We start from the raw sequence: 18,981 nt of genomic DNA on the forward strand, positions 1-18,981 counted from the left end.
AGAATAAATAAACGATTATGATGAATAAGAATACAGTATTGGGCTGGGCAACTTTTATAATGATTGTTGTAGGGCTTGGTCTTATTGCAATGGGCGCTTTTAAATATTCTGAGGTTGCCGGTTGGGGTTTTGCTTCGGTAGGTATTGGTTTTTTTGCAATCGCCTGGGTTTTTAATGCATTAAAAGGAAGGGTTTAATGGAAGAAGCACTTTTAAAAGAACAGCTTCTGAAACATCTCAAAGGGGGTGAAGCCTTTACTCCGGTAAGCGAGTTGCTAGATAAAATTTCCTTTAAAAAATCAGGAAAACGACCGTTAGGGCTGCCGTATTCTTTTTACGAAGTTTTTTATCATATGGTCTATGCGCAAAAAGATATTTTAGACTTTTGCATTGCCGAAGAATATAATACGCCTTCTTGGCCTAAAGATTACTGGCCGGGGAGCAATACCGCTGCTACCAAAGAAGAATGGCAGGCATTGCAACAGCAGTTTTATACAGATCAGGAAGCCTTGCGGGAGTTTATCGATACAACAGATTTGAGTCTGTTGGATACCCCTAAGCACGGCAAGGAACAAACTATAGTGCGCGAGCTCGCGTTAGTCCTAGAACACAATGCTTATCATACAGGCCAGCTTGCTATAATTCTTAGGTTATTGGGCTTACTATAACACGTATTTTTGCGTTAGGTTCAACAGCATATTTTTAATTTTAGATTTAAACAAACGACTATGAGTGACGATAAAAAAATAATATTTTCAATGACCGGGGTGAGTAAAACCTTTCCCGGTGCCAATACTCCGGTACTTAAAAATATCTATCTGAGTTTTTTCTACGGAGCAAAAATCGGAATCCTGGGGCTTAACGGTTCGGGGAAATCTACTTTGCTCAAAATCATTGCAGGTATAGACAAGAACTATCAGGGGGATGTTACTTCAGATAAGGAGTTTTCTGTTGGCTATTTAGAACAAGAACCACAACTGGATGATGAGAAAACGGTGCTTGAGGTGGTTAAAGAAGGAGCCGCAGATACCGTTGCGATCTTAGACGAGTACAACCAGATCAATGATCAGTTTGGCTTAGAAGAAGTATATAGCGATCCTGATAAGATGGAAAAACTGATGAACCGTCAGGCAGTGCTTCAGGATGAGATAGATGCACGCGGGGCGTGGGAATTAGACAATAAACTAGAAGTCGCGATGGATGCGTTACGTACGCCTCCTGCGGATCAGAAGATCGGTGTGCTATCTGGTGGTGAGCGCCGCCGTGTAGCCCTTTGTAGACTGTTGCTTCAAGAACCTGATGTGTTACTTCTTGATGAACCTACCAACCACTTAGACGCAGAAAGCGTTCACTGGTTAGAGCATCATTTGGCGCAATATAAAGGGACGGTAATCGCTGTAACGCACGACCGTTATTTCTTGGATAATGTAGCCGGTTGGATTTTAGAACTTGACCGTGGAGAGGGAATTCCGTGGAAAGGAAACTACTCTTCTTGGTTAGACCAGAAGTCCAAGCGTATGGCTCAAGAGCAAAAGCAAGCAAGCAAGCGTCAAAAAACATTAGAACGGGAGTTAGAATGGGTGCGTATGGCTCCAAAGGGGCGTCAAGCCAAGCAAAAGGCACGTTTGAGCAATTATGATAAATTACTTTCTCAGGATCAAAAACAAACCGATGAGAAATTAGAGATCTATATTCCTAACGGGCCGCGTTTAGGTACTAACGTGATCGACGCTAAAGGCGTGAGTAAAGCCTTCGGCGAAAAGTTGCTTTATGAAGATTTGAATTTTGTGCTTCCGCAGGCAGGAATCGTTGGTGTTATAGGTCCTAACGGTGCCGGTAAAACCACGATTTTTAAAATGATTATGGGAGAGACCGAGCCAGACAAAGGAGCGTTTACCGTAGGAGAAACTGCAAAAATAGCATACGTAGATCAGTCGCATAGTAATATTGATCCGGAGAAAACCATTTGGGAAAATTTCAGCGATAAGCAAGAATTGATTATGATGGGCGGGCGCCAAGTGAATAGTAGAGCGTATTTAAGCCGATTTAATTTCAGTGGAAGCGAACAAAACAAAAAAGTAAGTATGTTATCTGGTGGTGAGCGCAACCGTTTACACTTAGCGATGACCCTTAAAGAAGAAGGGAACGTACTTCTACTTGATGAGCCTACTAACGACCTTGATGTAAACACGCTGCGTGCACTTGAAGAAGGTCTTGAGAACTTTGCAGGTTGCGCGGTAGTGATCTCTCACGACCGTTGGTTCTTAGACAGAATTTGTACGCATATTTTAGCTTTTGAAGGAGATAGCCAGGTATATTTCTTTGAAGGTGGTTTTTCTGATTACGAAGAAAACAAGAAAAAACGTCTGGGCGGCGATCTCATGCCTAAACGTATCAAGTATAAAAAGTTGGTGCGATAATCTAAGCACTAAGCGTATTCAAAATCCTCACGTGATTCTTCGCGTGAGGATTTTTATTTTAAGTATTTTTAATCAGAATCATAAATCAATTTAGTGTGAGTCTTAAAGATTTAAAAGTCACTGCTTTTGACGCCGATGACACCTTATGGGTCAATGAAACCTTTTTTAGAGATGCCGAAGTGGCATTCGCCAAACATTTATCTGCTTATGGCGATGAGGATGAGATCGTTCAAAAACTTTTAGATACCGAAATAAAAAACCTGGACACCTATGGTTACGGCATTAAAGGGTTCACCTTATCTATGCTAGAAACTGCGCATAGATTAATGGGAGATCAAATGCAGGCCGATACGATAGATTTTATTCTCAATAAGGGGAAAGAGATGCTCGCCGAGCCGGTAGAATTGCTTCCGCATATAGAAGAGGTGCTAGAGCAACTTGCTAAGAAATATAAACTTGTAGTTGCAACCAAAGGCGATTTGCTAGATCAAGAGCGCAAGTTGATTAAAAGCGGACTGATCGATTATTTTCATCACGTGGAGATCGTTTCTGATAAAAAGGAAACGCAATACAAGAAACTTGTCAAGCATCTGGATATTGCGCCCCATGAGTTTTTAATGATCGGTAATTCGCTAAAGTCTGATGTGATCCCGGTACTGGCTATGGGCGGTTATGCGTTTCATATACCCTTTCATACTACGTGGTCTCACGAGCAGATAGATGATGAAATCAATCACTCCAAATTTAAAGCGCTTAAAAGTGCCTACGAACTTTTAGACCTCTTGTAATTGTTATTGCCTGCGCGGAAGAAAACTGCGCAGAATATAAATAAGCACAGCGATACCCAGACCAAAGAGTAAGCCTTTGCCAAAACTGGGTTGAAAAAAACAGATAATGATCGCAAAAGCGGCTAATACTGCAAATAAAATGGCCGCGCGTTTGTGTTCTTCTTTCATAGAATCAAAGATACAGATATGCGATTTTAATTATAAGGTATTAATAAAAAATTAAAAGAGCTGCATTAGTCTTTTTTGTATGTTTGACCCCGATTTCAAATGCAGGTTTTGCTGTTTTTTACGTTAAAAAACAGTAAATTAAGAGGTCTTTGTGATCGCTTTTGTACACTTTTGAATCAGCTTTAACGTTAATATTTAAAACCGAATCTAATCAAAGCATTATTTATTTATGGAGAATGAAAATAAAAACACAGGTATAAAGATCGTTACCGGTATTCTTGCCGTACTTCTTGTGGTTGCCGGTGCATTTGCTATTAAACTGTACAATCAGGAAAAAAATACAAAAGCCGAACTGACCGAAGAAAAAGAACTGGTTCTTAATGATCTTAAACAAATGGTTACCAAGTACGACGCGGTAATTGAAGAGAACAATCTAAAAGACACCGAACTCAATCAGGCAAGAGATCGTATTCAAGTGTTGATCGATTCTGTACAGCAGATGGATGCGAGTATCTCAGTTTTACGTCGCTACCGCGATGAGGTGTATAAGCTTAAAAAGGAACGCGAATTTTTATTTGCGCAAAACGATAGCTTAAAAGGAATGAACAAAATGCTTGCGATGCGTGTTGACAGTACAAGCTACGAACTTGAAGTGTCCAAAATGAAGCGCGACAGTCTGGCGATGGTAAAAGAAGAGTTGGCTGAAAAAGTAGCCCTTGGCGCAAGTCTTGCTGCTAATAAATTGGTAGGAACGGGAGTAATTGTCAGAAACAGCGGGAAGCTTGTAGAAAACGATAATGCGCGTCGTGTAGATCGCATCAGAGCGTGTTATACTGTACCGCAAAACCGTATCGCCGATGCCGGAGATAAGCAATTGTACGTTCAGGTTTTAGACCCTCAAAACAATATTTTAGGTGAAAATAAAACCGTTAAATTAGATAGTGTTACTTCGGTAACATACAGTGCGATCTCTAAATTTTACTATGAGAAAACCGCTTTAGATATCTGTGAGAACATCGCTCCTAAAGGTGGCGAATTTGCAAAAGGTCTTTACAAGATCAACATCTTTGACGGTGGAAGAATGATCGCAACCACTAACTTGGTTTTAGATTAATCCTGTAATCATTCAGTATAAAAAAAGCTTCGGATAACCTCCGAAGCTTTTCTTTTTTAAGACTGTTTATATAAATCTATTTTCCGCCATTGGCGCGTAAATCTTCTAAGCAGAACTCACCAAAAGTGGGTAGATTATTCATTGCAGTACTGGTCGCATCAGCAACCGTCTGAAAATACATCAGGCAATCTTCTTGATCACAATGTTTATTTGGAGTTTCGCCTCCATCGTCATCTGCAGTTTCATCTTCGTGGTCACGTACCATTTCTGTACCTAGATTCACTAGACCAAATAAATGCCCAAATTCGTGCTCGGTAGTAATGGTTTCCAGTTGTGTTAGGCTAGGTCCTGTAATGCCACGACTAAACTCTCTCAGTGTAGTACCAAAAATAATGCACGACGTATTGCGATAGGCAGTACCTAAAATGCGGCTGTTACCTTCATCGCTTTCAGAATTCTGATCGGCAAAAAATACCCAAACGCCTAAAGCATCGCCTTCGTTAAAAACGGTTCGGTTATCATTTTCGATCGCAACATATTCATCGCGGTTGAGCGATCCTACGCTCGTAGCGGGTACCACAGTTTCTGTAAAAGTCACACCATCAGGTTTGTTTAGGCGCTCAGTAAAAAAGGATCTCAAATTATTCAGCGTAGTTTCTGAAGGTTTAAAACCATCTACATAAGCGATCTCTACATTCATTGATGTGAATTCTTCGGCGCTTAAAAAGTCTCTCGCCGAACTTCCCAAAGCTTGTTTGTTAGCCTGTGTAGGATCAGTAGGGGTGTTGTCGCTATCGCTTCCACTAGAACACGATAAAATTAAAAAGGTGAAAAGTAGGGTGAAGTAGGGGGTAATCTTGTGTAAAGTCATTGTTTAAATTTAAGTGCGGCTAAAATAACTAAACGTTTTAGCTTAAGGTCTTGTTGTATAGGGTTTATGATGTTTTTAATACTTACGTGGTTTTTTACGAAGTAGTTTTTATTAGTCTTGCAAGAAAATCATAATGCGGTCCGTCACAGATTTTTTCACACGTAAAACCTGCTTTTTTTGCTTCGGTTTTCAAGGTTTTGTAATCGAGGTATAACCAGTCAAAAGCAAGAGAAGTTTGCTCTTTGTATTGAATTTTAAAAGTGACTTCGCCATAATAATCCCGGCTTGCATCACGCCAATAACTCCCGTCTTCTTCCTCATACATAAAAGCAATATCGCTAGAGTCTACAAGGATCTGACCGCCGGGTTTGAGTAGGCTGCGTAAATGGCTTAAATACCCTTCGGTATTTTTAAGTGTTTGAAAGATACCGGTACCATTCATCATTAACAAGAGGGTGTCGTAACCGTTTTCATCATAATCCAATACATCAGAAACAACCGTATTTTTAACACCGCGATTCTTGCAAACTTCGATGGCACCTTCTGAGATGTCTAAGGCCAAAACATCAATACCCTTATCTTGAAGATAAAGCGAATGGCTGCCGGCGCAAGCGCCAATATCCAGGGTTTTTCCTTGGGCGAGCTCGAGTGCCTCTTGTTCAACCAGAGGCATTTCTTCATAACTGCGGAAAAGATAAGGTACAGGTATCTCGTCATCTTCGGTAAGCGAGGAGATCACCGTAATGTCTTCTGTATAGTTTTCGTTATAAAAATCAAGAAGTGCTTGACCAAATATATCCGGGTTTTGAGAATCTTTTTCGGCCATAAACTAAGGGGGCTTTAAATGCTTATTTTTACGGTATGGATGAATTTATTGAGCAGCTGCCCAATCTTGCCAAAGATAAGCATAAAGAGACTGCTGCCTATTTTAAAAAGCTGAAGCGAAAACCGCCCAAAGATCTGGATTATCAAATGCAGGAATTGCATGATGAGGAATTTGAGCGTACCGATTGTCTCACCTGCGCAAATTGCTGTAAGACTACTGGTCCGCTTTTTACCGATAGAGATATTTCCCGAATCGCGAAGCATTTTAGAATGAAAGACGCGCAATTTATAGATACTTATTTACGCATTGATGAAGACAACGATTATGTGCTGCAAGAAGTGCCGTGTACATTTCTGGGAGCAGATAATTATTGTATGATCTATGATGTTCGCCCAAAAGCCTGTGCCGAATTTCCTCACACAGACCGAAAGAAATTTCAGCAAATCACAAATATCACTTTAAAGAATGTTGCTATTTGTCCGGCCGCGTATAACATTGTTGAGCAAATGAAAGAACGTATCAAACTCAAATAATTCCTATGAAAAATATTATAAAAATTCTATTTCTAGTCTCGACTGCAACAGGTTTTAGCCAACAGATAGATGCTGATAAAAGTGCCTTCGCTCATACGTTTTCTATTGTGGCACGTGATACTGAGACCGGTGAAATGGCGGTAGCTGTGCAAAGCCATTGGTTTAGCGTGGGTTCGCTAGTGAGTTGGGGAAAGAGTGGAGTAGGAGTAGTTGCTACTCAGTCTTTTGTTAATCCTTCCTATGGGCCTAAAGGTTTAGCATTGATGCAGGAAGGAATGTCTGCGGAAGCTGCACTTGAACAGCTTATCGGCGAAGATGAGGGTAAAGCCTATCGGCAAGTTGCTTTCTTAGATGTTAACGGAAATGCTTCAGCCTACACGGGTGAAAAATGTGTGGTGTATGCGAGTCAAATAACCGGAGACAATTTTTCGGTGCAGGCCAATATGATGTTGACGGATCAAACGGTTCCTGCGATGGCGGAAGCTTTTGAGAAGTACAGCGAACTTCCGTTAGCAGAGCGAATGGTTGAAGTTTTAAAAGCAGCACAGGCTGCCGGTGGCGATATCCGCGGAAAGCAATCTGCAGCATTGATCGTAGTAGGGCCAGAATTGGTTGAGAATCCTTGGGAAGAATATAAGATCAATTTGCGTGTAGATGATCACCAAAACCCCATTGAAGAATTAGACCGTTTACTGAAGGTTGCCCGAGCATACGAGTATATGAATCGTGGTGATCTGGCTGTAGAAGCAGGCGATATGCCCGAAGCGTTACAACAATATAGCACCGCCGAAACGATGTTTCCTGACAATTTGGAAATGAAATTCTGGAAGGCGGTAGCGATGGCCAATGACGGTCAGCTTGAAGAAGCTAAACCAATTTTTAAGGTGATTTTTGAACAGGATGAAAATTGGCGCGAAATGATAGGACGCTTAGTAAAACCGGGATTGCTTACCGTGAGTGCATCTGAAGTAGCGGAAATTCAGAAATTATAATTCAATTTATAGTTTTTAGAACGCATAAAAAATGCCTGAGTACGTTACTCAGGCATTTCTATTTTATATTTAATCGACTCTAGTCGTCTAGACCGCCGCGACGGTTTCCATCACGAGGTTCAGGCCAAGTCATTTGCTCACCTGTTCTTTTGTTAACCGGTAGTACAATTTGCTCACGAGAAGTTTTCTCATCGTCTTCACTCGCCATATACGCTAAGACAGCGGTCAGGATCGCATTGTTTTGCACGTCATCCCAAACGATCTTATCATAGGTATCGCGGTTGGTATGCCACGTGTAGTTCCAGTAATTCCAGCTTAGCGAGCTTAGGTTAAATGCAGGAGCGCCAGCCGCTACAAAAGAAGCGTAGTCAGAACCACCACGACCAGGAGCTCCAGGGAAATGCGTTTCAATTGATGCTACTTCATCAGGAACTGCATTTAACCAACGACCTAGATAGTCGTAAGCATTTAAAAATCCGTTACCTGAAATATTAGCCACGCGACCTGTACCATTATCTTGATTAAATACCGCTTGAACACCCGCTACGATTTCCGGATGATCTTTTACAAAAGAACGCGACCCGTTAAGTCCTTGCTCTTCACTGCCCCAATGTCCAACGAGAATGGTACGCTTTGGGTTAGGGTATACTTGCTTCAAGATGCGCATAGCTTCCATCATTACCAAAGTTCCGGTACCGTTATCTGTTGCGCCTTGGCCACCATCCCAAGAATCAAAATGCGCAGAAAGAATTACATACTCCTCAGGTTTTTCACTTCCTTTTATTTGAGCAATGGTATTAAACGTGGGTTGTTCACCTAATTCTTCAGACTCTGCAACCACTTTGATCACAGGCTTGTCGCCATAATCTGCAAGACGGTAAAGCAGGCCGTAATCTTCTAAAGCGATATCCACCATCGGGATTTCTTCAGTATAGGCAGAAAATACCTTGTTCACTCCAAAACCGCGTGACCAGTTGCTGGTGATCACACCAACAGCTCCTGCTTCTTCTAATATTTTAGGAAGTTCTCTTGAAGAATATCCTGTAGCTTTAATGCGTGCATTCCAGGCGTCATTGAGTGCGTCACGATCTTTTTTCATTTTCTCAAAAGACTCAGGAGTTGCCCATTCTTCCCAATTATCGTCAGGTCTACCGGTAGGTTGTGGCATAGAAACCAAAACAAATTTCCCCGCTACTTGAGACAGCATATTTTTAAAACTAACCGAATCTTTAGCCTCCGGAAGTACTATAACTTCGGCTTCTACACCTTTTGATTTGGTTGCAGGAGACCAAGCCAATTGCATACCTTCAAGGCTTACCCGGCGTGGACTTACCAAATCGATGTGTGTGATCCCACGATCCCAACCTTTCCAAACACCCCATTGTTGATTTTCAGCATCGATGCCCCAATCAGCATAGGTTTCAACAGCCCAATCGTGCGCGTGCTTCATTTCTGGAGAGCCTACCAGACGTGGTCCAACTACATCTAGAAGTTGGTGCGCAAGAAGTTTAAGTTGTGAATTTTCGGTGGCTTCTTTTACGATCGCCTCAACCGTTTCTTCTTGCGTTTGAGCAAAAAGCCCTGTGCTTAGGCTAGCGCCAAGCAAGCATAAGTAAAACGTTTTTTTCATTTAAATAAAATTAAGTGCTAAATAGTGTTAGACCTTAAAATTAAGACTTCGAACGCTACGGTTGACTAAAAAGATGCAATAATAGCAGGTATCTTTTTATGGAATAAAAGAATAGTCCCGAATAGAAAAAAATCAGAATCAATCAGCGATGGCACTTAAGACGATGTTTCTGAATTTCCAGCCGGTTTCGTCACCGCCAACTTTTTGGGTTTGCTTCATAATGATCCCAATGAGTTGCTCTTCAGGATCTGCAAAATACTGGGTGTTGAAGTAGCCGCCCCACTCAAAAGTGCCTGCACTTCCTTTGCCGCCTTTGGCAGCACCTAGATCATCAACAACGCTAAACGCAAGGCCGTGATGCGACCCATTACCTTTCCATATTTCACCTATTTGATTACTCAAAATAAAATCAACCGTTGTGCGGCTTAGTATTCGGTTTCCATTGAATGTTCCTTTATTGAGATACATCTGAAGAAATTGTGCATAATCTACTGGCATACTTGATAACCCTGCTCCACCGGAGAAGAAAGTCATTTTTCCTTTTTTAGGATAATCAGGATCATAAAAAGTTGTCGGGAAATCAATCCATCTTCCATCCTTTTTAGTTTGAACAGCTACCAGTAGATCTTGCTTTTCTTTGGGTAGGTAGAAGTAGGTATTGTGCATGGCTAAGGGCTCAAAGATTTCTGTTCTAAAGAATTCGTCAAGCGGCTTCCCTGAAATAATTTCGATAAAATAACCCAATACATCAAGCCCTTCGCTATAGGTGAAGTTGTCGCCCGGATTGTGATGCAGTGGCAATTTTGCCAGTTTTTTGACACTTTCTTCAATTGTGATTTTTTCGGTGGTAAAAAGATCAGTCACACCAGCAGCATCATAGATTTTTTTGAATCTGGGATCACCATCAATTTGACCGTAACCAATTCCTGATGTATGGGTAAGCAAATGTCTAATAGTTATAGGGCGCACAGCGGGATGAGTGGTGTAGCTTCCGTCAGGTAAAAGGGAGTCCAGAACCTGAGCATCTTTAAACTCCGGAATGTATTTAGAAATGGGATCGTCGAGTTGAAATTTTCCGCGTTCCCAAAGAATCATTACTGCGGTTGAGGTGATGGCTTTGGTTTGAGATGCGATCCTAAAAATTGAATTACTATCAAGCGCTTCGCCCTGAGCATTAGCAGCGCCAAAGGCTTTATGATAAACAAGCTTTCCATTGCGGGCTACTAAAGCTACCATTCCCGGCACTTGTTTTTCTGCGAGAGCTTCAAGCGCCATCGTATCAAGATAAGCGAGTCTAGAACTGCTCATTCCGGCTGCTTCGGGTTGTACTTTGGGGAGCAGATTTTCTTGTGCAAAGAATTGAATATGAACGAGAATTGCGCAAATACATAGCCAGCGCAGGCTAAAAGATTTTTTCATAATGGAATGGGTTAGTTGCAAAAAAAATACCTCAGAATTTCTTCTGAGGTATAAATTTAAACTTAATTCAATTCAAAAATTAATATATCGTTTGCGTGATCACTTAATGCTGCTGTTCGCTTTGCCCAACGTAATCACCCGATTGCTGCCTTTAACCGGCTTACTATTGATGAACTTCTCTTCAACTAAACGTACTTGTTTATTTTGAGTTTCGTACTGCGCTAACGTCAACTTTAAAGTATGATACCCAACCATATTAAAGAGAATGGTGTCTTGCTGCTCCAGTCCGTGTGCCTGCTCGAAGTAAAATATACCGTCGTTTTTAGAAGTCACTCCTTTTTTGATAGACTTGATAAAAACATTAACCCCTTCAATAGGTTCTTGTGTTTTAGCATCGGTAATCGTACCGTACAGACGTTGCCCGTAAAATGGGGCGCTGAAAAAAAAGGCACAAACAAGAATTATAATGGATTTCATAGCTCAATCGTTATCGGATTTGTATTCAACACGGATTCAGAAAACTAAATCAGCGGATAAATATAACTATTTCGTTGTAGATAAAAAGTTAATTCTTCAGATAAGTACGTTAAACCCCAGTTAGCCGATGTTTGCTCTATGGATACAAGACATATTTTTGGCGAAGTACTTTGAAAGCTTCTAGGCCATCCTGCCAACTTACTCTAATCTCCTGCATGGTAGCTCCACTTTCTATTTGCTGTTGTAACTGTGCGGTGCCGGCGTGTGCCGTGAAATTTTTAGTGTTAAAGAATTCCGCTTTCTTTTCATAATTGCGGTAGGCATCTATAATAAAATGAAGATCAACTTTTTGAAGTTTCGGGAGCATTCGCAAGTCTAGACCATTGCAGGTTTCGCCTTTGAATTTTGGGTTTTTAGAGCCAAAATTAGGTTGCGGCGTATAACTAAACGTATATTGTTCTTGTGGAAGAAACGGAGAGCCAATGACTTGAAACTGCATTTCGGTCCCGCGACCAGCATTTAACGTTGTGCCCTCGCATAAGCCAAGACTAGGGTAAAGCATAATCGATTGGTCGTTGGGTAAGTTAGGAGAAGGGCGCACCGGTAGGGAGTAAGTTAAATTGTGCGTATAATTTTGCATAGCGACCACGGTAAGTTTTGCCGGGTGTGCTGTTTGAAGCCAGCCTTCTTGATTCATCATCTGCGCATATTCGCCAATGGTCATCCCATGTACGAGCGGAACACCCGCATGCATTCCTAAAAAACTGGTATGCGCTGCTTCCATAATGGGTCCGTCTACATAGCTTCCATTAGGATTGGGCCGATCTAAAACAATTACAGGAATCGAAGCTTCAGCTGCAGCCTGCATGACATAATGTAAAGTAGCTATATAGGTGTAAAATCTAACGCCTACATCTTGAATATCAAAAACGATAACATCTACTCCGGCCAATTGCTCTGGCTTTGGTTTTTTATTGTTTCCGTATAAAGAAATCACCGGTAAACCGGTTTTAGGATCTTTCCCGTCTTTGACCGCTTCCCCTGCATCTGCAGTGCCTCGAAAACCGTGCTCCGGCGAAAACACTTTTACAATATTGATCTCATGTGCGACCAAAGAATCTACTAAATGAGTATATACTTTTTCGCTTGATGATGAGGTTTTAAGAATAAGGGAACTAGGGTTGCCAACAACTGCAACCTTTTTGTCTTTTAATAAGGGGAGATAAACTTCCGTGCGATTGGCGCCAAGGACGATTGGTGCAGGTTCTGGAGTTTTAGTTTTTGCCAGCGCGTCATTTTGTGACTCGGGAGATGGCAGGCTTTGATTTTTAGTACCGGGCGTGTTTCCGCAGGAAATACTAATTACAAAAACTAAAAAAAAGGTACTTTTGAATAAACGAAACGCCATAGGACGATTGAATTTTGAATATTTTACAGCTAAACGCATAATTGGCGCCAAGAAGTATAAAAGTACTGCTTCAACCCCTATAATTAAAATTGCAATCATCGCAATAATTCTAGGCGTGGTCATGATGATGATTACCATCGCTACCGGCGTGGGGCTTCAGCAAAAGATCAAAGAAAAAGTTTCAGCCTTTAATGGGGATATTATTATTTCTCAATTTGACGGAAATAACAGCGATATCACGCTGAACCCTATTCCAAAAAACCAAAATTTTTATCCCGATTTTGATGCCGTTCCTGAAGTAACTCACGTGCAGGTTACCGCTACAAAGGCTGGTGTGATTCGCACTGCGACTGATTTTGAAGGGATTATTGTAAAAGGCGTAGGCGACGATTACCGTTGGGATTATATGCAGGATTTTCTTATTGAAGGTCATGTTCCTGATTATACCGAAAATCTAAATACAGAAATTCTCGTAAGCCGATATCAAGCCAACCGATTGGGGTTTAAAAATGGAGATAAAGTAATTGTTTTCTTTTTGAAAGAGGATGGCGGTTTTTTAAATCGAAGGTTTGACATCGTAGGTATTTATGACAGCGGTTTTCAAGAATTTGATGAAAGTTTCATTTTTGCAGATATTAGGCACGTTCAAAAACTTAATAATTGGGAGGCAGATCAAGTAGGTGCGTTTGAGGTTTTTGTAAGCGATTTTGATCGGCTCAACGAGATAGGCACAGCGATCTATGAAAACACAGATTCGTTTTTAAATACAATGACCATCACCCAGAAGTACTATTCTATTTTTGAGTGGTTGTCTTTATTTGATTTCAATATAGCACTTATTATCGTGGTGATGATTATCGTTGCGGGGATCAATATGATCGTAGCCTTGCTCGTGTTGATTCTGGAGCGTACACCTATGGTGGGTATTCTTAAAGCGCTGGGGGCAAACAACTGGAGTATTAGAAAGATCTTTATGTATAACGCATTGTATTTAGTAGGCGTTGGTTTATTCTGGGGAAATGTCATAGGATTGGGCTTACTCTTATTACAGCATTATTTTGGACTGATCACACTAAATCCTGAGACCTATTATGTGAGTGAGGCTCCTGTTTATATCGATTGGTATTATATCGTGTTGCTTAACGTAGGCACATTTTTGCTTTGCGCCTTAATGCTGTTGATTCCGTCTTATGTGGTTACGCGTATCTCTCCGGTGAAAACCATCAAGTTTGAATAATGCCGTTTTTACAATTGAGTAGCTCCATACAACAGTTGAGTGTTTTCTAATTGAATAGGTGACTTCTAGCCTTCATCTTTGAGGTGTTAAAACTTCAATTATGGAAACAGCAATACGCACAGCGATTTACATTCACGCTTTTTTTGGTGGAATAGGTTTACTTTCAGGAACCCTCAGTTTAGTCACAAAAAAGGGAGGAAAAGTCCATATACAATCCGGAAAATGGTTTGTAATAGGAATGTTAGTCAGTTCTGGACTGTCGTTGCCTATCGCTTGTATGCCGGGACATCACAATCCTTTTTTGTTCTTAATAGGTGTTTTTACCATCTATATGGTTTTGGTAGGCAAGCGCGTATTGCGCTTTAAGCGTAAGACCGCTCAGGTTTCTAAATTAGATTGGGGGATTACCATCACCATGACGCTGCTTTCGGTTTTGATGATCTTATGTGGAATCTTAAATAGCTTTGGAAACAACGTCCTTTTCATTTTCTTCGGAATCATTAGCTTGATGCTGTGCTTTCAAGATTTTAGATTTTGGCGGAAGCCGAGAAGGTCAAAAACAGGATGGCTGGCACAACATATAGGTAAAATAACCGGTGCCTATATTGCTTCGGTGACCGCTTTTCTCGTGGGCGGTATGAAAATGCAAGGGCTTATGGTCTGGATTCTACCTTCAGTCATAGGTAACACCTTTATCATTTACTATATCATTAAAGTACGCGGAGGTTTCAAAAAGCGAAAAAAAGTCACTTCTTAAATCTTCTTGAGAAAAACTCAAATTGTTGTTAAACCTTCAGTTGGGGTCGGTTTTTATCTCTAATTTTTGAGAATAATTAATCAGTTGTTGATCTTAATAGAAAATCTTCAAATAGCTGAAAAATTAAAAGAAGACCGCCTGTATGCAATACGCCGAAAATATATTAGAAACCATTGGCGAAACGCCTTTGGTCAAAATGAATAAACTCACTGCAGACCTTCCGTGTTTAGTATTAGCCAAATACGAAACCTTTAATCCGGGGAATTCTACTAAAGATCGAATGGCTTTAAAAATGGTTGAAGACGCCGAAGCGCAAGGCCTAATTAAACCCGGCGGTACAATCATTGAAGGAACTTCTGGAAACACAGGTATGGGGTTGGCGCTGGCAGCCATCGTAAAAGGTTATACTATGGTCTGTGTGATTTCTGATAAACAGAGCAAAGAAAAAATTGACATTTTAAAAGCTGTAGGGTGCGAGGTTGTGGTTTGTCCCACAGATGTAGATCCAGACGACCCTGAGTCCTATTATAGTACTTCTAAGCGGTTGGCTAAAGAAACGCCTAACTCGTGGTACGTAAATCAATATGATAATCCTAGTAATGCTCAAGCGCACTTTGAATCTACGGGCCCTGAAATCTGGGATCAAACTGATGGGAAGGTCACCCATTTTATTTGCGGAGTAGGAACCGGCGGAACCATTTCTGGAGTAGGAAATTTTTTGAAAAGTAAAAATCCCGACATTAAAATTTGGGGTGTAGATACTTATGGTTCGGTCTTCAAAAAATACCACGAGACCGGTATTTTTGATGAAAATGAGATCTATCCCTACATCACTGAAGGAATAGGAGAGGATATTCTTCCTGAAAATGTGGACTTTAAAATTATTGATGGCTTCACCAAAGTAACCGATAAAGATGCAGCCGTTTATACACGACGACTAGCACGAGAAGAAGGATTCTTCCTAGGAAATTCGGCTGGTGCAGCGGTCAAAGGCTTGCTGCATTTGAAAGATAAGTTTACTAAAGATGATGTGGTAGTAATCCTTTTTCACGATCACGGAAGTCGTTATATCAACAAAATGTACAACGATGAGTGGATGCGTGAAAAAGGATTTTTAGAGTAACTCTTTTCTAACTTTCTTCACGAGTCATAGTCATCCCTTGAATTTTATAATCTGCGTCTTCCTCGCTACTCTTGACGATCATTGCAGAGCCGTTATACGACATCGTGTTTCCATCTTTGGTAAGAATGGTATATCTAAAGGGTAACTTCACATCTGTGCCATTTGCGCCTTTTACTACTTGAGGATCTGTGGTGTAGCTTACTGTTGCCGTTTCTACATTGGCGTGTTTCTCAGCAAATTCAGAAGGCGTTGTTCTTTCACTATTTGATTGAGATAATACTTCGTAAGCTTCGTTGGTTTCTCCACGTTCTAAGGCGTCAAAATAATCATTAATGACTTTTTTAGCGCTGTTGATTTCGGCTAGATCTTCGGGAGAAGTTTCTCCTTCCTGTCCTGAGGTTTGAAACATATCTTCAGGGGTAACCTGTTGATTTTTTTCTTCGAGTTCAACCTCGCCGTTATCGTTGGTTTTTCGATCTACACAAGAAGCGAAGATCATTGAAGTAGCTAAAGCTAAGGTTAGCATTGAATTTTTCATAGTTGTATTAGTTTTTGATAAAATTAATCAGCCTTAAGTCTTGAGGCTATTAAGGTTATGCTAAAATTGAATTAACTTTAAGCTAATGAAAGAGGCTTTTTTGCACTATTTATGGCAGTTCAGAAAATTTGAAGGCGCTACTTCAACTGGGTTACCGTTGTCTGATGAGCAAAGAAGTATTCAGGTGATTCATCCCGGGAGTTATAACGAACTTGCTGGCCCTGATTTTTTTAATGCGCAGATACGCATTGGCGATCAGTTATGGGCCGGAAATGTTGAAGTGCATTTAAAAAGTTCAGATTGGTATCTGCACCGGCACGAGCGCGATCAAGCATATTCAAACGTAATTCTACACGTGGTGTGGGAGGACGACTGCGAGGTTTTTGATGCAGCAAATTTGCCGATTCCTACTTTGGTATTAAGCGATAAGGTCTCTCCACAAATGTTGCAGAGTTACAAGGCTTTGCTTGAAGCAAAATCCTATAGGTTTATCAATTGTGAGCAAAATTTTGCAGAGGTTGATACAGGTCTTTTTGAGCATTGGATTGAGCGGTTATATTTTGATAGGCTAGAGCGTAAAGTAAGTCATGTTCTAGGCAAATTAGAGTCGGTAACCGGCGATTGGGAAGCTGTTTTGTTTATGACGCTGGCGCGGAATTTTGGGACGGTGATCAATGCGGATGCTTTTGAAGAACTCGCTCAGATTATTCCGTTTTCAATAGTGCGCAAGTTGGGCCAACAACCGGGACAACTCGAAGCCGCGTTGCTGGGACAAGCGCAAATGTTAGCTGATGATCCTATTGAACAGCAACCAAAACTTTGGAAGAAGGACTATTTATATATAAAACACAAATTTGAATTGTCTGAAGGAATTCGGTATCCGATGCAGTTTTTTAAGTTGCGTCCTCCTAATTTTCCGGGCATCCGAATTTCGCAACTTGCGCAATTGTATGAGCAACATCAAGATTTGTTCTCAAAATGTATGGCAGCGCAAACCCGATCAGAACTTCAAAAGTTACTTAAGGTAAGTACTTCAACCTATTGGGAAACCCATTATACTTTTGGAAAACCTCATAAACCACGAATTAAAAAATTGTCTGATGCCTTTATCGATGTGCTTATCATAAATAGTATAATTCCGTTGAAGTTTGCTTATGCTCAGGCTAAAGGCCTAGATGTGCAAGAGCAATTGTTGGATTTGATGCGCAGCATTCCGCTAGAGAAAAACAGTGTTGTAAGCACGTTTGAAAAACTCAAGACTTTTGAGCGTGACGCGTTGCACAGTCAGGCTTTGCTACAATTAAAAAGAGAATATTGTGATCTCAATCAATGTTTAAAATGTGAAATAGGTAATTATTTAATTTCGAATTAAGTTTGATAGAATGATTGTTTTTGAAGTGTTGTATTTTGCAGCAGAATAACAGGAAGGCGATGAAGTTTATATATGCAATAAGACATTTTTTTGAGCGAAACGGCTTTTACGTAAGTTCAAGACTGGCCGATAGGTTAGGGATTCGCGCTAAAAATGTGCGTTTATTCTTTATTTATTTGTCTTTCGCGACTGCGGGTCTCGGGTTTGCTGTGTATCTGGTTTTAGCGTTTTGGCTAAAATTGAAAGATTTGGTGTACACTAAACGCACTTCTGTATTTGATCTATAATCTATGCTGAAAATTTTTAGAAGCCGAATTTACGTAGCCATACTTTTAATCATAAGTATGCTGATGCTTGGTGTTTTTGGGTTTCGGTTTTTAGCAGAATACACCTGGACCGATGCGGTGTATATGACGATGATCACGATAAGTACGGTAGGTTTTGGTGAGGTACAACCGCTTAATGATTCTGCTAAAATTTTTACGGTAATTTTAATTTTAGTTAGCGTGATCGTGCTGGGTTATGCAATATCTATCATCACCGAATATATATTGAGTCGCAGTAATTTTGAACTTATAAAACAACGTAGTGTGCAAAAAAAGATAGACAGTTTAAATAACCACGTGATCGTTGTGGGGTTTGGTAGAAATGGTAAGCAAGCAGCTCAAAAACTTACGACCTACGGTCGCCCATTTGTGGTGATCGAGCGCGATGAAGAAATCGTAAATAAGTTTCACTCAGACCAGATATTGTTTGTGACAGGAAATGCTAATGAAGACGAAGTGTTAGTACAGGCAGGAGTAAAACGGGCATCCACTTTAATTTCGGCATTACCAGATGACTCAGATAATTTGTTTGTGGTGCTATCGGCGCGGCAGATAAATCCTGATCTAAAAATCATCAGTAGAGCTTCAGAAGAAACTACGTATCAAAAGCTAAAATTCGCCGGAGCAGATAATGTGATCATGCCAGATAAAATAGGAGGCGACCATATGGCGTCATTGGTTGTGGTGCCAGATTTAGTAGAGTTTTTAGATAATCTACAAGTCGCTACTGAAGGTCGTGTCAATGTACAGCAGGTAACTTTTGAAGCGGTCTGCCCCGATCTTAAAACCAGGTCTATCAGAGATATTGACCTTAGAAATAAAACCGGATGTTCTATTATAGGCTATAAATCTGCTGATGGTGATTATATCATAAATCCTGAAGCTTCTTTAAAATTAGAGCGAGGCTGTATCTTAATTGTGATTGGAAGACCTGAACAGATTGAAAATTTACATAGAGAATTTGCGATTTAGTATTATGTTTA

Annotated in this window: 21 protein-coding genes; 13 read left to right on the forward strand and 8 right to left on the reverse strand. The window is 40.6% G+C overall.

The genetic code is table 11. From position 1 onward, the window contains the following. Positions 1 to 20 precede the first annotated feature (20 nt). From BUA96_RS17210 to BUA96_RS13065, 4 genes are all read left to right on the forward strand, one after another. The gene (locus BUA96_RS17210) at positions 21 to 197 is read left to right on the forward strand and encodes a CAL67264 family membrane protein (RefSeq protein ID WP_225599925.1); all 177 of its coding nucleotides are present in this window, start codon (positions 21 to 23) and stop codon (positions 195 to 197) included. After that, complete coding sequence (locus tag BUA96_RS13055) at positions 197 to 667, forward strand: DinB family protein (protein ID WP_072983736.1); 471 nt, start codon at positions 197 to 199, stop codon at positions 665 to 667. Before BUA96_RS17210 ends, BUA96_RS13055 begins: the two co-directional genes overlap by 1 nt. A 60-nt stretch (positions 668 to 727) precedes the next feature. Continuing rightward, positions 728 to 2,419 (forward strand): energy-dependent translational throttle protein EttA, encoded by a 1,692-nt coding sequence (gene ettA / locus BUA96_RS13060; protein WP_072983737.1) that lies wholly within the window; start codon positions 728 to 730, stop codon positions 2,417 to 2,419. Between the two features lie 95 nt (positions 2,420 to 2,514). Beyond that, positions 2,515 to 3,207 carry an HAD family hydrolase gene (locus BUA96_RS13065; protein ID WP_072983739.1) on the forward strand — a complete coding sequence of 231 codons (693 nt, stop codon included), beginning with the start codon at positions 2,515 to 2,517 and terminating at the stop codon, positions 3,205 to 3,207. Positions 3,208 to 3,210: 3 nt separating this feature from the next. Here the strand turns inward: BUA96_RS13065 and BUA96_RS17305 are convergent, their stop codons facing one another. Further along, positions 3,211 to 3,375, reverse strand: a complete 165-nt coding sequence (locus BUA96_RS17305) for a hypothetical protein (protein WP_164916934.1) — start codon at positions 3,373 to 3,375, stop codon at positions 3,211 to 3,213. Between the two features lie 229 nt (positions 3,376 to 3,604). Between BUA96_RS17305 and BUA96_RS13070 the strand changes: the two genes are divergently transcribed. After that, positions 3,605 to 4,489, forward strand: coding sequence for a hypothetical protein (locus BUA96_RS13070; protein WP_072983740.1), 885 nt, complete (start codon positions 3,605 to 3,607; stop codon positions 4,487 to 4,489). A 76-nt stretch (positions 4,490 to 4,565) separates the two neighbouring features. On the opposite strand, the gene BUA96_RS13075 is transcribed toward BUA96_RS13070, so the two are convergent. Both BUA96_RS13075 and BUA96_RS13080 read right to left on the reverse strand, forming a co-directional pair. After that, positions 4,566 to 5,360, reverse strand: coding sequence for a hypothetical protein (locus BUA96_RS13075; RefSeq protein ID WP_072983742.1), 795 nt, complete (start codon positions 5,358 to 5,360; stop codon positions 4,566 to 4,568). Between the two features lie 94 nt (positions 5,361 to 5,454). Continuing rightward, positions 5,455 to 6,186, reverse strand: a complete 732-nt coding sequence (locus BUA96_RS13080; RefSeq protein ID WP_072983744.1) for a class I SAM-dependent methyltransferase — start codon at positions 6,184 to 6,186, stop codon at positions 5,455 to 5,457. 35 nt (positions 6,187 to 6,221) lie between these two features. Here BUA96_RS13080 and BUA96_RS13085 point away from each other — a divergent pair, with 35 nt between their 5' ends. Both BUA96_RS13085 and BUA96_RS13090 read left to right on the forward strand, forming a co-directional pair. Further along, positions 6,222 to 6,719, forward strand: coding sequence for a YkgJ family cysteine cluster protein (locus tag BUA96_RS13085; RefSeq protein WP_072983746.1), 498 nt, complete (start codon positions 6,222 to 6,224; stop codon positions 6,717 to 6,719). Positions 6,720 to 6,724: 5 nt separating this feature from the next. Then, the gene (locus tag BUA96_RS13090; protein WP_072983748.1) at positions 6,725 to 7,711 is read left to right on the forward strand and encodes a DUF1028 domain-containing protein; all 987 of its coding nucleotides are present in this window, start codon (positions 6,725 to 6,727) and stop codon (positions 7,709 to 7,711) included. A gap of 79 nt (positions 7,712 to 7,790) precedes the next feature. Here the strand turns inward: BUA96_RS13090 and BUA96_RS13095 are convergent, their stop codons facing one another. The 4 genes from BUA96_RS13095 to BUA96_RS13110 form a co-directional block, all read right to left on the reverse strand. Beyond that, on the reverse strand, positions 7,791 to 9,341 hold the full coding sequence (locus tag BUA96_RS13095) for a M20/M25/M40 family metallo-hydrolase (RefSeq protein ID WP_072983750.1): 1,551 nt from the start codon (positions 9,339 to 9,341) through the stop codon (positions 7,791 to 7,793). A 138-nt stretch (positions 9,342 to 9,479) separates the two neighbouring features. After that, positions 9,480 to 10,760: a serine hydrolase domain-containing protein gene (locus tag BUA96_RS13100; protein ID WP_072983752.1), complete on the reverse strand. Its 1,281-nt coding sequence runs from the start codon at positions 10,758 to 10,760 to the stop codon at positions 9,480 to 9,482. A gap of 99 nt (positions 10,761 to 10,859) precedes the next feature. After that, on the reverse strand, positions 10,860 to 11,237 hold the full coding sequence (locus BUA96_RS13105; protein WP_072983754.1) for a carboxypeptidase-like regulatory domain-containing protein: 378 nt from the start codon (positions 11,235 to 11,237) through the stop codon (positions 10,860 to 10,862). A gap of 136 nt (positions 11,238 to 11,373) precedes the next feature. Next, entirely contained in the window at positions 11,374 to 12,645 is a 1,272-nt protein-coding gene (locus tag BUA96_RS13110) for an exo-beta-N-acetylmuramidase NamZ family protein (protein ID WP_072983900.1), read from the reverse strand. Between the two features lie 7 nt (positions 12,646 to 12,652). Between BUA96_RS13110 and BUA96_RS13115 the strand changes: the two genes are divergently transcribed. From BUA96_RS13115 to BUA96_RS13125, 3 genes are all read left to right on the forward strand, one after another. Beyond that, positions 12,653 to 13,882 (forward strand): ABC transporter permease, encoded by a 1,230-nt coding sequence (locus BUA96_RS13115; protein ID WP_072983755.1) that lies wholly within the window; start codon positions 12,653 to 12,655, stop codon positions 13,880 to 13,882. 100 nt (positions 13,883 to 13,982) lie between these two features. Then, complete coding sequence (locus BUA96_RS13120; RefSeq protein WP_072983757.1) at positions 13,983 to 14,639, forward strand: DUF2306 domain-containing protein; 657 nt, start codon at positions 13,983 to 13,985, stop codon at positions 14,637 to 14,639. Between the two features lie 142 nt (positions 14,640 to 14,781). Next, entirely contained in the window at positions 14,782 to 15,762 is a 981-nt protein-coding gene (locus BUA96_RS13125; RefSeq protein ID WP_072983759.1) for a PLP-dependent cysteine synthase family protein, read from the forward strand. 7 nt (positions 15,763 to 15,769) lie between these two features. Here BUA96_RS13125 and BUA96_RS13130 read toward each other — a convergent pair whose 3' ends face one another. Continuing rightward, positions 15,770 to 16,300 (reverse strand): NTF2-like N-terminal transpeptidase domain-containing protein, encoded by a 531-nt coding sequence (locus BUA96_RS13130; RefSeq protein WP_072983761.1) that lies wholly within the window; start codon positions 16,298 to 16,300, stop codon positions 15,770 to 15,772. Between the two features lie 85 nt (positions 16,301 to 16,385). Between BUA96_RS13130 and BUA96_RS13135 the strand changes: the two genes are divergently transcribed. From BUA96_RS13135 to BUA96_RS13145, 3 genes are read left to right on the forward strand one after another with little or no spacing between them, the layout of a single operon-like run. Beyond that, a complete protein-coding gene (locus BUA96_RS13135; RefSeq protein WP_072983770.1) occupies positions 16,386 to 17,672 on the forward strand; it encodes a DUF2851 family protein in 1,287 nt (428 codons plus the stop codon). 59 nt (positions 17,673 to 17,731) lie between these two features. Then, a complete protein-coding gene (locus BUA96_RS17410; RefSeq protein ID WP_072983773.1) occupies positions 17,732 to 17,959 on the forward strand; it encodes a PspC family transcriptional regulator in 228 nt (75 codons plus the stop codon). A 3-nt stretch (positions 17,960 to 17,962) separates the two neighbouring features. Further along, entirely contained in the window at positions 17,963 to 18,970 is a 1,008-nt protein-coding gene (locus tag BUA96_RS13145) for a potassium channel family protein (RefSeq protein WP_072983775.1), read from the forward strand. The last annotated feature ends 11 nt before the right edge of the window (positions 18,971 to 18,981 follow it).

Source organism: Leeuwenhoekiella palythoae (assembly GCF_900130045.1).
Taxonomy (GTDB): Bacteria; Bacteroidota; Bacteroidia; order Flavobacteriales; family Flavobacteriaceae; genus Leeuwenhoekiella; species Leeuwenhoekiella palythoae.

Bases quoted from the DNA above. Each gene is read 5' to 3' on its own strand.
- BUA96_RS17305 (WP_164916934.1), bottom strand. From the start codon at position 3,375: ATGAAAGAAGAACACAAACGCGCGGCCATTTTATTTGCAGTATTAGCC.
- BUA96_RS13130 (WP_072983761.1), bottom strand. From the start codon at position 16,300: ATGAAAAATTCAATGCTAACCTTAGCTTTAGCTACTTCAATGATCTTC.
- BUA96_RS13100 (WP_072983752.1), bottom strand. From the start codon at position 10,760: ATGAAAAAATCTTTTAGCCTGCGCTGGCTATGTATTTGCGCAATTCTC.
- BUA96_RS13125 (WP_072983759.1), top strand. From the start codon at position 14,782: ATGCAATACGCCGAAAATATATTAGAAACCATTGGCGAAACGCCTTTG.
- BUA96_RS13055 (WP_072983736.1), top strand. From the start codon at position 197: ATGGAAGAAGCACTTTTAAAAGAACAGCTTCTGAAACATCTCAAAGGG.
- ettA (WP_072983737.1), top strand. From the start codon at position 728: ATGAGTGACGATAAAAAAATAATATTTTCAATGACCGGGGTGAGTAAA.
- BUA96_RS13135 (WP_072983770.1), top strand. From the start codon at position 16,386: ATGAAAGAGGCTTTTTTGCACTATTTATGGCAGTTCAGAAAATTTGAA.
- BUA96_RS17410 (WP_072983773.1), top strand. From the start codon at position 17,732: ATGAAGTTTATATATGCAATAAGACATTTTTTTGAGCGAAACGGCTTT.
- BUA96_RS13075 (WP_072983742.1), bottom strand. From the start codon at position 5,360: ATGACTTTACACAAGATTACCCCCTACTTCACCCTACTTTTCACCTTT.
- BUA96_RS13120 (WP_072983757.1), top strand. From the start codon at position 13,983: ATGGAAACAGCAATACGCACAGCGATTTACATTCACGCTTTTTTTGGT.
- BUA96_RS13085 (WP_072983746.1), top strand. From the start codon at position 6,222: ATGGATGAATTTATTGAGCAGCTGCCCAATCTTGCCAAAGATAAGCAT.
- BUA96_RS17210 (WP_225599925.1), top strand. From the start codon at position 21: ATGAATAAGAATACAGTATTGGGCTGGGCAACTTTTATAATGATTGTT.
- BUA96_RS13070 (WP_072983740.1), top strand. From the start codon at position 3,605: ATGGAGAATGAAAATAAAAACACAGGTATAAAGATCGTTACCGGTATT.
- BUA96_RS13145 (WP_072983775.1), top strand. From the start codon at position 17,963: ATGCTGAAAATTTTTAGAAGCCGAATTTACGTAGCCATACTTTTAATC.
- BUA96_RS13095 (WP_072983750.1), bottom strand. From the start codon at position 9,341: ATGAAAAAAACGTTTTACTTATGCTTGCTTGGCGCTAGCCTAAGCACA.
- BUA96_RS13090 (WP_072983748.1), top strand. From the start codon at position 6,725: ATGAAAAATATTATAAAAATTCTATTTCTAGTCTCGACTGCAACAGGT.
- BUA96_RS13105 (WP_072983754.1), bottom strand. From the start codon at position 11,237: ATGAAATCCATTATAATTCTTGTTTGTGCCTTTTTTTTCAGCGCCCCA.
- BUA96_RS13110 (WP_072983900.1), bottom strand. From the start codon at position 12,645: ATGGCGTTTCGTTTATTCAAAAGTACCTTTTTTTTAGTTTTTGTAATT.
- BUA96_RS13080 (WP_072983744.1), bottom strand. From the start codon at position 6,186: ATGGCCGAAAAAGATTCTCAAAACCCGGATATATTTGGTCAAGCACTT.